The organism is Stenotrophomonas sp. G4 (genome assembly GCF_003428825.1).
Classification (GTDB): domain Bacteria; phylum Pseudomonadota; class Gammaproteobacteria; order Xanthomonadales; family Xanthomonadaceae; genus Stenotrophomonas; species Stenotrophomonas indicatrix.
This window is the reverse complement of record NZ_CP031741.1, coordinates 269,858-282,456: the sequence shown is the minus strand read 5'-3', so window position 1 is coordinate 282,456 and position 12,599 is coordinate 269,858. Positions and strand designations below refer to the sequence as shown.

13 protein-coding genes are annotated in these 12,599 nt (G+C 67.8%); 4 read left to right on the top strand and 9 right to left on the bottom strand.

What is annotated here, in order from left to right; translation table 11 throughout:
• Positions 1-6: 6 nt before the first annotated feature.
• Positions 7-915 (top strand): LysR family transcriptional regulator, encoded by a 909-nt coding sequence (locus D0Y85_RS01235; RefSeq protein WP_117309265.1) that lies wholly within the window; start codon positions 7-9, stop codon positions 913-915.
• 83 nt (positions 916-998) lie between these two features.
• On the opposite strand, the gene D0Y85_RS01230 is transcribed toward D0Y85_RS01235, so the two are convergent.
• Together D0Y85_RS01230 and lepB are read right to left on the bottom strand one after the other, a co-directional pair.
• A complete protein-coding gene (locus D0Y85_RS01230; protein ID WP_117309264.1) occupies positions 999-2,255 on the bottom strand; it encodes an MFS transporter in 1,257 nt (418 codons plus the stop codon).
• Positions 2,256-2,375: 120 nt separating this feature from the next.
• Complete coding sequence (gene lepB / locus D0Y85_RS01225; RefSeq protein ID WP_025875818.1) at positions 2,376-3,002, bottom strand: signal peptidase I; 627 nt, start codon at positions 3,000-3,002, stop codon at positions 2,376-2,378.
• Positions 3,003-3,235: 233 nt separating this feature from the next.
• On the opposite strand from lepB, the gene D0Y85_RS01220 reads away from it, so the two are divergent.
• The gene (locus tag D0Y85_RS01220) at positions 3,236-3,637 is read left to right on the top strand and encodes a hypothetical protein (protein WP_032978120.1); all 402 of its coding nucleotides are present in this window, start codon (positions 3,236-3,238) and stop codon (positions 3,635-3,637) included.
• Between the two features lie 3 nt (positions 3,638-3,640).
• On the top strand, positions 3,641-4,087 hold the full coding sequence (locus D0Y85_RS01215) for a hypothetical protein (RefSeq protein ID WP_025875822.1): 447 nt from the start codon (positions 3,641-3,643) through the stop codon (positions 4,085-4,087).
• Between the two features lie 361 nt (positions 4,088-4,448).
• Here the strand turns inward: D0Y85_RS01215 and dcp are convergent, their stop codons facing one another.
• From dcp to arfB, 3 genes are all read right to left on the bottom strand, one after another.
• Positions 4,449-6,605 (bottom strand): peptidyl-dipeptidase Dcp, encoded by a 2,157-nt coding sequence (gene dcp, locus D0Y85_RS01205; protein WP_025875824.1) that lies wholly within the window; start codon positions 6,603-6,605, stop codon positions 4,449-4,451.
• A gap of 111 nt (positions 6,606-6,716) precedes the next feature.
• A complete protein-coding gene (locus tag D0Y85_RS01200) occupies positions 6,717-7,319 on the bottom strand; it encodes a lysophospholipid acyltransferase family protein (RefSeq protein WP_025875827.1) in 603 nt (200 codons plus the stop codon).
• A gap of 4 nt (positions 7,320-7,323) precedes the next feature.
• Positions 7,324-7,755 carry an alternative ribosome rescue aminoacyl-tRNA hydrolase ArfB gene (arfB, locus tag D0Y85_RS01195; RefSeq protein ID WP_025875829.1) on the bottom strand — a complete coding sequence of 144 codons (432 nt, stop codon included), beginning with the start codon at positions 7,753-7,755 and terminating at the stop codon, positions 7,324-7,326.
• A 134-nt stretch (positions 7,756-7,889) separates the two neighbouring features.
• On the opposite strand from arfB, the gene D0Y85_RS01190 reads away from it, so the two are divergent.
• On the top strand, positions 7,890-8,408 hold the full coding sequence (locus D0Y85_RS01190; protein ID WP_032978115.1) for a DUF2059 domain-containing protein: 519 nt from the start codon (positions 7,890-7,892) through the stop codon (positions 8,406-8,408).
• A gap of 84 nt (positions 8,409-8,492) precedes the next feature.
• Here the strand turns inward: D0Y85_RS01190 and D0Y85_RS01185 are convergent, their stop codons facing one another.
• From D0Y85_RS01185 to D0Y85_RS01170, 4 genes are all read right to left on the bottom strand, one after another.
• The gene (locus D0Y85_RS01185) at positions 8,493-9,230 is read right to left on the bottom strand and encodes a pseudouridine synthase (protein ID WP_059064002.1); all 738 of its coding nucleotides are present in this window, start codon (positions 9,228-9,230) and stop codon (positions 8,493-8,495) included.
• A gap of 146 nt (positions 9,231-9,376) precedes the next feature.
• Positions 9,377-9,964, bottom strand: a complete 588-nt coding sequence (locus tag D0Y85_RS01180; RefSeq protein ID WP_117311821.1) for a class I SAM-dependent methyltransferase — start codon at positions 9,962-9,964, stop codon at positions 9,377-9,379.
• Entirely contained in the window at positions 9,961-11,616 is a 1,656-nt protein-coding gene (gene ubiB / locus D0Y85_RS01175; RefSeq protein ID WP_117309263.1) for a ubiquinone biosynthesis regulatory protein kinase UbiB, read from the bottom strand. The genes D0Y85_RS01180 and ubiB overlap by 4 nt, the downstream gene beginning before the upstream one ends.
• Complete coding sequence (locus D0Y85_RS01170; protein ID WP_025875838.1) at positions 11,613-12,248, bottom strand: SCP2 sterol-binding domain-containing protein; 636 nt, start codon at positions 12,246-12,248, stop codon at positions 11,613-11,615. Before D0Y85_RS01170 ends, ubiB begins: the two co-directional genes overlap by 4 nt.
• Positions 12,249-12,599 lie beyond the last annotated feature (351 nt).

Genomic DNA, 12,599 nt, shown 5'->3' with positions numbered 1-12,599 from the left:
GCATCCATGTCCATCGAACTTCGCCACCTGCGCTACTTCCTCGCCGTTGCCGATACCCTGCACTTCGGCCAGGCGGCCGAGCGGTTGGGGATGTCGCAGCCGCCGCTCAGCCAGCAGATCCGGCAGCTGGAGGAACTGATCGGTGCGCGCCTGTTCGTGCGCAGCCATCGGCGTGTGCAGCTGACCGCTGCGGGGGAACTGCTGCAGGAACGTGCGCGCAGCATCGTGCAGCAGGTGGAATCTGCGGTGGATGAAGTGCAGCGCGCGCAGCGTGGCGAGCAGGGTGAGCTCCGTATCGGCCTGACCCGGGCCACGCCGTTGTCACCGCAGATTCCGCGTTCGATCCTGCAGTACCGCCAGCAGTATCCGCAGGTGCGGCTGCAGCTGAGCGAGATGAACACCCTGCAGCAGATCGATGCGCTGCTCGATGGCAGCCTGGATGTGGGCATCATCCGCAAGCGCACGCTGCCGGCCGAGCTGGTGGCGCACAGCCTGTTCGTCGACCCGCTGGCATTGATCGTGCATGCCGACCACCCTGCCCTGCGTCGACTGTCGAAAGGCGGGACGCTGGCGTTGCGTGATCTGGCGCAGGAACCGTTCGTGGCTTTCCGCCGCAGCGCCGGGGCGGGCATCCATGACCACATGATCGCGCTGTGCGCGGCAGCAGGTTTCACCCCGCGCATCGTGCAGGAAGCCGGTGAGGCGTCAACGCTGATCAGCCTGGCCGCTGCGGGACTGGGTGCGGCGATCCTGCCTTCGTCGTGCGACCACATCCGGGTGGAAGGGGCGCGCTTCGTGCCGCTGGCCGATGCCGGCGCGCATTCGGAAGTGCAGTTGGCGTGGCGCCGCGAGGGGGTGACACCGTTGATCCGCAATTTCGCCGGGCTGCTGCGCGAGGCGTTTGCGGAGGGGTGATGGGCCGCGCTGCGCGCTCGCCGGGCACGGCCCGGCGCTACCGCTGGCCTACCCAGGTAGCGCCGGGCCATGCCCGGCGGGCGTCAGGCGGTCACCGGCTGCGGCGCGCGCTGCTGCAGCGCCCACACGATGCCACCACCGATGAGGGTCAGCAGCGCGGCGAACGCGCACACGCCCAGCCAGTCCCACGCGGCATAGGCCAGCCCCCCCACGCCGCCCAGCACGCTTGAACCCAGGTAATAGGCGAACAGGTACAGCGCCGACGCTTCCGCACGCATGGAGCCGGCACGGCTGCCGACCCAGCTGCTGGCCACCGAATGGCCACCGAAGAAACCGAAGGTCACCAGCGCGATGCCCACTGCCATCGTCGGCAGCCACGGCATCGCCAGCAGCACGATGCCGGCGGCGATCAGGCCGAAGGAGATCGCCAGGATGCGACCGCGCCCATGGCGCGTGGCCTGCTGGCCCATCCACGCCGAACTGAAGGTGCCGACCAGATACACGCTGAAGATCAACCCGACCACGGTCTGGCTGAGGTGGTACGGCGGCGCCAGCAGGTGGTAGCCGAGGTAGTTGTAGAGGGTGACGAACACCCCCATCAGCACGAACGAGGTCGCGAACAGCCACGGCAGGCCGCGATCGGCGAACAGTGTGCGCCAGCGCGCGGGCAGCTGGCGCAGGCCACTGCGACTGGCCTGGAAGTGACGCGACGGCGGCAGCTGCAGCCACAGCAGCACGGTGCTGGCCATGGCGATGATCGAGACCACGCCGATGCCCCAGCGCCAGCCCCAGTGGTCGGCGATGATGCCGGCCAGCAGGCGCCCGCTCATGCCACCGATGGCGTTGCCGCCGATGTACAGGCCCATCGCCAGGCCCAGCGCGCGGCTGTCCATCTCTTCCACCAGGTAGGTCATCGCCACCGCTGGCACGCCGCTCAACGCCAGCCCCAGCAAGGTGCGCAGCACCAGCAGGGTGGCCCAGTCGTCGACCAGTGCGGTGCACAGCGACAGCGTGGCCGAGGCCAACAACGCAACGATCATCAGCGGGCGCCGGCCGACCGCATCGGACAGCAGGCCCGCCAGCAGCATGGCCACGGCCAGGGTGCCGGTGGTCAGCGACAGCGACATCGCGCTGCCGGCAGCGGACACGCCGAAGTGGCGACTGAACTCGGGCAGCAGTGGCTGCACCGTGTACAGCAGGCCGAAGGTCGAAAAGCCAGCCAGGAACAGCGCCAGCGCGGTGCGGCGGAAGGCCGGCGTTCCCTGCTGGATGCGGGTGTCGACGGGAGCGTGGTCAGTACGGGGACGGTCGGCGAGGGCCGCCGGGGTATCGCCAGTCATGGGAGCGGTGGGCCGTGGGGGCGGCCGGATTGGAGGGAACGGGCCCCAGACTAGGCCCGTCCATCCAGTCGATCCATAACCTGATAGGTCATGATTGATACTTCTGGCATATCGATAAGCTTACAGCCGCTGCCACTCGAAGCCGTCGCCACGGCGGTAGTACACCGCCACTGCGCGGCCATAGATCTTGTCCGCATCGACAAAGCCGAAGAAGCGACCGTCGAAGCTGTTGCCACGATGGTCGCCCAGCACCAGCACCTTGCCGGCGGGCACCTGCAGATCCGCGATGTCCGGGCCACCGCCGCTGTCCAGATCGAGGCTGGCGCGGCGCTCACCGAAAGCTTCGGTGTCGGCCAGGTCGGCGATCTGCAGCGGCTGGCCGTTGATGCTCAGGTGGCCATCGCGCAGCTGCACGTGGTCGCCGGCCACGGCGGCGACGCGCTTGATCAGGCGGGTGCCATCGGCCGGCGAATCGAACACGGCCACCTCACCCCGCTGCGGCGTGCCGGTAGCCAGCAGCTCCTGGCTGGTGAACGGCAGGCGCAGGCCATAGGCGCGCATGTCCACCACCACCCGGTCACCCGGTTGCAGCGTCGGCTGCATCGAACCGCTGGGCACGACGTAGTGGTTGGCGAGGGTGTCGCGGGCGGCAGCGAGCAGGCCCAGCATCACCAGCAGCGGCAGTGCCTCTTTCTTCAGCCAGGTGAGCGCGCGCTCTGGGAACGGCGGACGGGCTACAGCATCCATGTGAGGCTCCGGGTGGTGGGTGGGCGTCAGACCGCAAGGGCAGGCGTGAGGTTCCCGGGCATCATGCCGGTCTCCATGCCCGTGCCGATCAACGGTCGGCAGCCACCGGGTGCATTCCGGCCGGTCGTTATGAAGGTTTTACGCCCGGGCCGGGCACTGGGCATCGCACCTTTACGGCCCCCACGCGCATCGTGTGCCTACCGCGCCGCAGGGCGCTTTGCGCAAGGTGTTGTATGACCCTCCTGGTGATCCGGCATGCGTCGCCGTCGGTGCCGCGTCCGCTGCTGCCGGCCGAGTTGTCCGGCCATCCGGTGCTGTGCACCGACTGCGCCAGCCTGGCCGATGTGCGCCAGTGTCTGTGCCAGCCGCAGGCGCGCACCGCGGACTGGGTGCTGCTTGATGTCGGCGTCGCCGACGAGGCGCAATGGTGTGCCGAGGGCGGTGCGCTGCAGGCGGCGCTGGACGGTCTGCCGGCGGAGTACATCGAACTGCAGTCGCCGCACCAGCCCGGTCTGGAAGCGCGCCTGCGCCTGCAGCACGGCCCGGCCGCCGTGGTGGTCGACCAGCGCAGCCAGCAGGCGGGCTATCCGCTGTCATTGGCCATCGTCAGCCGTCGCCTGGCACGGGAGGGCTGAGCCATGTCGATCTTCATCATCCGTGGCCCGGAAGCGGCTGGCGCGTTGATCCGCACCGCCGCGCCGCTGCCGGCGCCGGTACTGAAATCACTGGTGCACCGTGCGATCGATGCGGGCACCAGCGTGGCGATCCGCGCCTGCGGTTCGGAACAGGAACTGCTGGACGCGCTGCGCGTGGCCGACCACAGCCGTGGCGAGGTGACGCTGCTGGATCCGGGCGCATGTGCCGACAGCCTGCGCCTGCAGCGGCTGCTGCCCTACCTGCACAACGCGTACGTGGAAGTGCATGACGATGGCGCGGTGGCCGAGCCGTGCCTGCCGGCCGGTGTTGGCCAGCGCTTGGGCATCGCCGCCGGGTACGGCGCGCAGAGCTATGTACTGGCGCTGGATATCGCGCTGGATCACCTGGGGTTGGCCGAGCAGGCGAACCGGGTGCATGTAGGGACGTGATGGCCGGGCTGCGCCCGGCACCCGGTAGTGCCGGCCGCTGGCCGGCAACCTCAACAACAACAGCAACAACAGCAACAGCAGAGGCTGGCATTGCGTGGGATGGCGGGGTGGGTCCGGTTGCGGGGGACGCTGCAAGTACGTCCATGTAAGCTCGGTCGCGCCATCCATGGCGCTCACGCCCCCGCAACCGGACCCGCCCCGCCTTCGACAGATTTCCGTGACCTGTCGGAATGGGATGGCCTGCTCTGGGTGGGTGTCGACCTTGGTCGACACATGGATCCACGCCATGCGTGGATGAGCGACACAACGAAAAACGGCGGGGTTGCCCCCGCCGTTTTTTCTTTCGTACTTCAGGCCGCGCTTACTTCAGGCCGCGGAACTTCAGCAGCGGCTCCACCGACGGGTCCTTGCCGCGGAAATCGCGGTACAGGGTCGACAGCTCCACGCTGTTGCCGCGCGAGAGGATCTTGTCGCGGAATTCCTGGCCGTTGGCGGCGGTCAGGCCACCGTGTTCGGTGAACCACTGGTAGGCGTCATGGTCCAGCACTTCCGCCCAGAAGTAGGCGTAGTAGCCGGCCGAGTAACCGCCACCCCAGATGTGGTCGAAGTAGGTGGTGCGGTAACGCGGCGGCACCTGCGGCAGGTCGACCTTGAACTTCTTCAGCGCGCTCGCTTCGAAGGCGCCGACATCCTGCAGCGGGGCATCGGCCTTCTGCGTGTGCCAGGCCAGGTCGAGCAGTGCCGCCGACAGGTACTCGGTGGTCGCATAGCCCTGGTTGAAGCTGCGCGCCTTGAGGATCTTGTCGACCAGTTCCTGCGGCATCGCTTCGCCGGTCTTGTAGTGCTTGGCGTAGTTGGCGAACACCTTCGGGTCCAACGCCCAGTGCTCGTTGAACTGCGACGGGAACTCGACGAAATCGCGCGAGGTGGCGGTGCCGGCGATCGACGGGTACTTCACGTTCGAGAACATGCCATGCAGTGCATGGCCGAACTCATGGAACATCGTGGTGACGTCGTCGAAGCTGATCAGCGCAGGCTGGCCGGCGGCCGGCTTGGTGAAGTTGCAGACGTTGTAGACCACCGGCTTGGCACCGGTGAGGCCGTCCTGTTCGACGAACACGTCCATCCAGGCGCCACCGGACTTGCTGTCACGCTTGAAGTAGTCGGTGTAGAACAGGGCCAGCGAGGTGCCGTCCTTGTCGAACACTTCGTACACCTTCATGTCCGGGTTGTAGGTCGGGATGTCGGTGCGCGGCTTGAAGGTGATGCCGTACAGCTGGGTGGCGGCGTAGAAGACGCCGTTCTGCAGCACGTTGTCCAGCTCGAAGTACGGCTTGATCTGCGACTCGTCCAGATCGTACTTGGCCTTGCGCACCTGCTCGGCGTAGAAATCCCAATCCGAGGCGGCCACCTGGAAACCACCCTTCTGGGCGTCGATCACCTTCTGGATCTCACCGGCTTCGGCACGCGCCTTGGCGGTGGCGGCAGGCACGGTGTCGGTCAGCAGCTTCAGTGCGGCCGCCGGGGTCTTGGCCATCTGGTCACCCAGCTGGTAGTCGGCGAAGGTGTCGAAGCCGAGCAGCTTGGCCTTCTGCGCACGCAGCTGGGCCAGGCGCTGCACGGTCTGCCGGGTGTCGTTGGCATCGCCACGCTCGGCACGGGTTTCCGAAGCCTTCAGCACGGCGGCACGCTGGTCGCGGTCGGTCAGCGAACCGAGCACCGGCTGCTGGGTGGTGTTCTGCAGCGGCAGCAGGAACTTGCCATCCAGCTTGCGGTCCTTGGCGGCGGCGGCGGCATTGTTGACCGCGCCCTCGTCCAGGCCGGCCAGCTTGGCCTTGTCGTCCACCACGACCGCAGCAGCGGCGGTTGCAGCCACCAAGCGGGTGTGGAACTGGGTGGACAGCGTGGTTTCTTCCACGTTGAGCTTGCGCAGGCTCGCCTTGTCGGCGTCGGACAGCTGCGCGCCGGCGCGCACCAGGCCGTCGTAGTAGTGCTCGACCAGGCGCTTCTGCACCGGATCCAGGCCCAGCGTCTCGCGCTGGTCATACAGCGACTTCACGCGCGCGAACAGCTTCGGATCGAGGTTGATCTCGTCCTGGTGCGCGGCCAGCTTCGGCGCCACTTCTTCCTGGATCTTCTGGCGGGCATCGTTGGTGTCGGCCTGGACCAGGCCGAAGAAGATGCGCGACACGCGGGTCAGGGTCTCGCCGCTGCGCTCCATCGCCACGATGGTGTTGTCGAAGGTGGCCGGCTCGGCGCTGTCGGCGATCTTGCGCACGTCGGCCAGATGCTGGCGCATGCCTTCTTCGAACGCCGGCAGGTAATCGCTGTCCTTGATCTTGTCGAACGGCGGTGCCTGGAACGGCAGGCTGCTGGCGGTCAGCAGCGGATTGGTGGAGGCTTCGGCCGGCTGCTGGGCCGGTGCATTCTGGGCTTCGGACACGGGGGTGGACTCCTTGCCGGAACAGGCCGCCAGCGCCAGGCTGATGGCGGCGGCCAGGACTACGGTACGCGACATGTAAAACGCTCCTTGGGCAGACGGTACGGGATGGCAGCCGTCCACCCTACTCCTGTCATGGGCGCCCGGCATGTGCCGGACGTGGCGTCTACGCTGCCGGCGGCGGCTGGCTCAGACCGTGCCGCGGGTCTTGCCGATCCAGGGCCGGTAGAACTCGCGGATGGTCGCCATGTCTGCGGCATCATCGCCGGTCGGCGTGAACAGCGGGCCGATGCCGATGGTCTTTTCCGGGTAGTGGAAATACGCGGCCAGGATCGGCACGTCGGCCATCCGCGCAATCTTCAGGAAACCGGCCTTCCAGTCCTTCACGGCCTTGCGGGTGCCTTCGGGGGTGATGGCGAACCACATCTTCTCGTTGTTGCGCAGCAGGTCCACGGCCTGGCCGACAGTGCCCTGCGGCGAGCTGCGATCCAGCGGGATCACGCCCAGCTTGTGCAGCAGCGGGCCCAGTGGCCACCAGAACAGCGAGGCCTTGCCCAGCACCTTCACTTTCATGCCCAGTGCGATCTTGGCGGCCATGCCCCACAGCCCGTCCCAGTTGGACGAATGCGGAGCGATGATGAAGACCAGCCTGGGAACGTTCGGCAGCGTACCGGTCACTTTCCAGCCGCCCATGCGCAGCGTGCAGCGCGCCAGCCAGCGCAGGAAACGGTTGGGCTTGACCTGCGGCATGTTCGGCGGAATGGCCGGCAGCAACGGCGTCGGGTTGTTCAAGCAATCACTCCCAGTCACGTGATGAGCGCCCGCGCTTGATCTGCGCGCGCCCGCGTTTGGCGTCCAGACGACGCAGTTTCGACCCGAAGGTCGGCTTGGTGGCCTTGCGTGGTTTGGGCACGCTCAGCCCGGCCTGGATGAAGGCCGCCAGCCGCTCGCGCGCATCCTCGCGATTGCGATCCTGGGTGCGGAAACGTTGCGCGTCGATGACCAGCACGCCTTCGCCGGTCATGCGCCGGTCGCGCCGCGCCAACAGGCGCTCGCGCAGCGGCTCGGGCAACGAGGGCGAGCCGGCCACGTCGAAACGCAGTTCCACCGCGGTGGAGACCTTGTTGACGTTCTGGCCGCCGGCACCACTGGCACGCACGAAACGCTCGACGATCTCGCCGTCGGGGATTTCAAGCTGCGCGCTGATGATGACCGGTCCACTGCCCATCCGCGCATTGTAGCGGCAGCCGCGTTGCCGTGGCTGCCATCGCGCCCCGTATGCCGCCGATCAGGCACCGAACACGCCGCCTTCGCCTTTGCCGGGGGTATGCTTGCCATCCCGTGTACTGCAGGACGCTCCGCATGATCCGCTTCGTTCCCTCCCTGTTGCGCCGCGCGACCCTGCTGCTGGTGCTGGCCGCAGCAAGCGCGCCGGTGCTGGCCGCAGCCCCCACCGATGGCGACATCAACCGCCTGCTGTCGGCCTCGCGTGCGCAGAGCATGATCGACACCATGCTGCCGCAGATCGAAGCGATGCAGCAGCAGCAGTTCCAGCAGGTCGCCGCACAGCGCAAGCTCAACGCCCAGCAGCAGGAACAGCTGCAGCGCATCCAGGCCCGTACCAGCCAGACCCTGCGCCAGGCACTGTCGTGGCAGCAGCTGCGGCCGATGTACGTGGACCTGTACAAGAAGACCTTCAGCAAGGAAGACGTGCTGGCCATGGCCGAGTTCTACGAGAGCCCGGCCGGCCAGAGCCTGCTCGACAAGACCCCGGCGCTGATGCAGAACGTGATGGTGGCGATCCAGACGCGCATGCAGCCGCTGTTCGCCGATCTGCAGAAGGATCTGGAAGCGATCGTCAACGAGCCGGAAAAGAAGTAAGACGGTAGCGCCGGGCCATGCCCGGCGAGCGCGAAGCGCGGCCGTTTCATCGACGAAGCCGCCGGGCATGGCCCGGCGCTACCGCTACGGCACCTGCCAACCGAACAGGTCCAGCGCCTTCTGGAATTCACCGTCGACCGGCGCGCGCACATCCACCGTGCCACCATCCGGATGCGGAAAGCGCAGGCGCTCGGCGTGCAGCAGCATGCGGTGCACACCCTGCATGCGGAAGTTGCGGTTGTGCCGGCCATCACCATGGCTGGTATCGCCGATCAGGTGATGTGACAGGTGCTTGAGATGGCGGCGGATCTGCCGGAAGCGCCCGGTCAGCGGCTGGCAGCGCAGCAGTGCATAGCGCGAGCTGGTGAACTCGCCCACCGGTACCGACAGTTCGCCGGTAGCCAGGCGCTGGAAGTCGGTGACCGCCGGCTTCTTCACCGGCTTGCCGGGACCGCCATCCAGATCGTGGTCGACCTGCCAGGCCTCCTCGGCCGGCCAGCCGCGGCAGATGGCCAGGTAATCCTTGCTCACCTCGCCGCCCATCAACGACTTGCCCAGCGCACTGGCCGTATCACGGTCGAAGGCCAGCAACAGGCAGCCGCTGGTGGCGCGATCCAGGCGATGGACCAGGAAGATCGGCCGGCCCAGCTGCTCGCGCAGGCGATCGGCGAGGAAATCATCTTCGCCACGGGCCAGCTTGCTGTCATGGACCATCAGCCCGGCCGGCTTGTTGACCACGGCCAGCCGTTCATCCAGGTGCAGCAGCTGCAGGGGCGCGGTTTCAGTCTCGACCGCAGCGAGGGTGTCAGGTTCGGTACTCACCGCGCGATTATCCGGATGACGCGCTGAACAGGGTAGTGCCGGCCGCTGGCCGGCAACGTCGAGGTCGCCCGATGACTGCGGTTGCCGGCCAGCGGCCGGCACTACCGCACCAGGCCAGCGACCCGCGCTACCGGGGTGATGCCCGGTCAGGCGTTGCGCAGCGCCAGCAGTTCGCCATTGCCCACCGGCACCAGGCTGGTGGTGAACGCCCCATCGGCGGCCAGCAGGGCGCGCAGCGGCGCCATCTCACCGGCGTGCGAGGTGGCGTTGTCGACCACCAGCAGGCCGCCGGGGCGCAGTACCCGACGCAGTTGCGGCCACCAGCCTGCGTACTGCTGGCGATCCGAATCCAGGAACAGCAGGTCGATGCAGCCCTGCTCGGCCTGCGCCAGCCACTGCCCGGCATCACCGTGGACCAGGTTGATGCGCTCGCCCAATCCACTGCGGGCGAAATTCGCGCGGGCCATCGCCACCTTGTCGGCAGCGAACTCCAGCGTGGTCACCTGGCCATCGATCGCGGCCGCCGCTTCGACCAGCCACAGCGTGGAATAACCGTTGGACGTACCGATCTCCAGCACGCGGCGGGCGTTGCCGAAACGCACCAGCACCGACAGCAGTTCACCGGTGTCGGCGGTGATGTTGAGCATGCGCCGACCGCGCTCGGTTTCGCACGCATCGTTGTCGCTGCCGAACTGCGCGAGCTCCTGTTTGAGCGCGCTCAGCGCATCCATCATCGCCACCACGCACGCGCCAGTGCGAACGCTCCCACCGCACCGGACACCCAGCTCCACGCCGGTACGTCGCCCCAGTACCAGCCCGGCGGCTGCAGCACGTACATCAATGCGGCGATCGCCAGCAGGCCGACGCCGGTGATCGCACCGACCGCATGCTTCTGCAGGCGCTGCACGCTGGCGTCCAGCGCAACCAGATCGCGCGAGCGCATCGCCAGTTCATGGCGACCTTCCACCTGCTGGGTCAGCCAGGCGTGCACCAGGCGCGGCATGTCCGGCGCATGGGTCATGATTTCCGGCAGGCGCTTGCCGATCTCGCGCACCACGCGGCGCGGGCTGTAGCGCTCGCGCAGGATCTTCGCCAGCACCGGTTTGGCCACGGCCCAGATATCGATCTGCGGGTCCAGCTGGCGGCCGACGCCCTCGATGTTGAGCAGGGTCTTCTGCAGCAGGATCAACTGCGGCTGCAGGGTCAGCTGGTAGCGCTGGGCCACGCGGAACAGCTTCATCAGCACTTCGGCCAGCGAGATCTGCGACAGCGGACGGGTGAAGTACGGCTCGCACACCGAACGCACTGCCGCTTCCAGATCATCGATGCGCACGTTGTCGGGCATCCAGCGCGCCTGCACGTGCAGTTCGGCGATGCGGCGGTAGTCGCGGTTGAAGATGGCCATGAAATTCTCGGCCAGGTAGTACTGATCTTCCTGCGAGAGCTGGCCCATGATGCCGAAGTCCAGCGCGATGAAGCGCGGGTTGTCGCGGCGTGCCGGATCGATGTCGACCCAGATGTTGCCGGCGTGCGCGTCGGCATGGAAGAAGTTGTCGCGGAACACCTGGGTGTAGAACACCCGCACGCCTTTGGCGGCCAGCGCCTTGCGGTCGATGCCGGCCTTGTCCAGCGCGGCGATGTCATCGGAGGGGATACCCCACACGCGCTCCAGGGTCAGTGCGCGCTCGGCGGTATGGCTCCAGATCACTTCCGGTACGTACAGGTCGTCGGAGTTCTCCCAGAAGCGGCGCAGCACGCTGGCATTGGCGCCTTCGCGCTGCAGGTCCAGCTCGGCGGCCAGGGTGTTCTCCACCTCGGCCACCACTTCGCGCGGGCGGATCTTGTCGGCGCGCGGATGGGTGCGCTCGACCAGCGTCGCCAGCGAGTTGAGCAGGGCGATGTCGGCGTCGATCTGCTTTTCGATGCCCGGGCGCAGCACCTTGACCACCACCTGGCGGCCATTGGCCAGGGTGGCCGCGTGCACCTGCGCGATCGACGCCGAGGCCAGCGGCTCGGTATCGAAACTGGCGAAGGCTTCGCTGACCGGCAGGCCCAGCGCTTCCTCCACGATGCGGCGTGCGGTCTCGCCATCGAAGGGCTTGACCCGGTCCTGCAGCAGGGTCAGCTCATTGGCCACGTCCGGCGGCACCAGGTCGCGGCGGGTGGACAGGATCTGCCCGAACTTGACGAAGATCGGCCCCAGGTCCTGCAGCGCCAGGCGCAGGCGAGCCCCCCGCGACTGTGCCGCGATGGCGGCCGAGGCGCGCGGCACGAACGGCTTGGCCAGGCGCAGCCAGCGCTCGGCCGGGGTGCCCTGCAGCAGGTCGTCGAGGCGGTAACGCAGGATCACCCGGCCGATGCGGCTGGCCCGCAGCAGCGCCTTCATGCGGCACCCCGCAGGCGCTGCACGCGTGCGCCGAGGCGCTCGACATCGTCGCGCAGCACGTCCACGTCATCGTGGAAGGCATCCAGCTCGGCACGTGGCACCACGTCGCGCGATTCCTCGGTGATGAATTCAGCGGCGCTATGGGCGAGGTCGATCGCCCCCTGGCGGGCATGCTGCAGGGCGCTGCGCAGGGTGTTGGCCACCTGCACGCCCAGCACGTCGCCGAACACGCTGACGAACGGCTGCTGCCAGTCCGGATCGAAGCCCTTGGCCAGCTGCTGCAGGCGGCGCGCCAGCTCGGCATCGCCGGCCACACGTACGCGCCCCTTGCCGTTGTCAGCGCCCTGGCGGGCACGCGCCAGCAGCGGCAGCTGTGCCAGCACGCCGGCCAGGCTGCTGCGCACGGCCAGGTCGGCTTCCTGCGCATCCACCGGGCCGACACGCAACTGATCACCGTCGACGCTGATGCGCATTGCCAGCGGCGGCGCGTCCAGGGTCAGGTCGATATGGCGACCGTCGAGGCTGGCCAGTGCGTGGCGGGTATCCGGATCCAGCGCCAGCGCGCGGTTCAGGGCGATCTGCAGGGCGCGGCCAGCGACCGGCTTGAGGGACTTGAGCAGGGAAAGAGCCATGTGCGCATTCTACCTGCGTGGGTGGGGGGCTTGGGCCGGGCTGCCGCCCGGCACCCGCAGACGCAACGGCCAGAGCAACGGCAACGGCAACGTCAACGTCAACGTCAAACGCTGGCTTGCTGTGGGGGCGGGGTGGGTCCGGTTGCGGGGGACGCCGTAAACCCATCCCTGGGGCTTGGCCGCGGCATCCATGCCGCGGACACCCCGCAACCGGACCCACCCGCCTTCGACAGGTTTCCGGTAGCCATGGTGCTTGCGGTAGTGCCGGCCGCTGGCCGGCAACCTCAGTCGGTTGGTAGGTGTCGACCTTGGTCGACACGGTAGATCAGGGGCATGCGCAATTGACGCGCG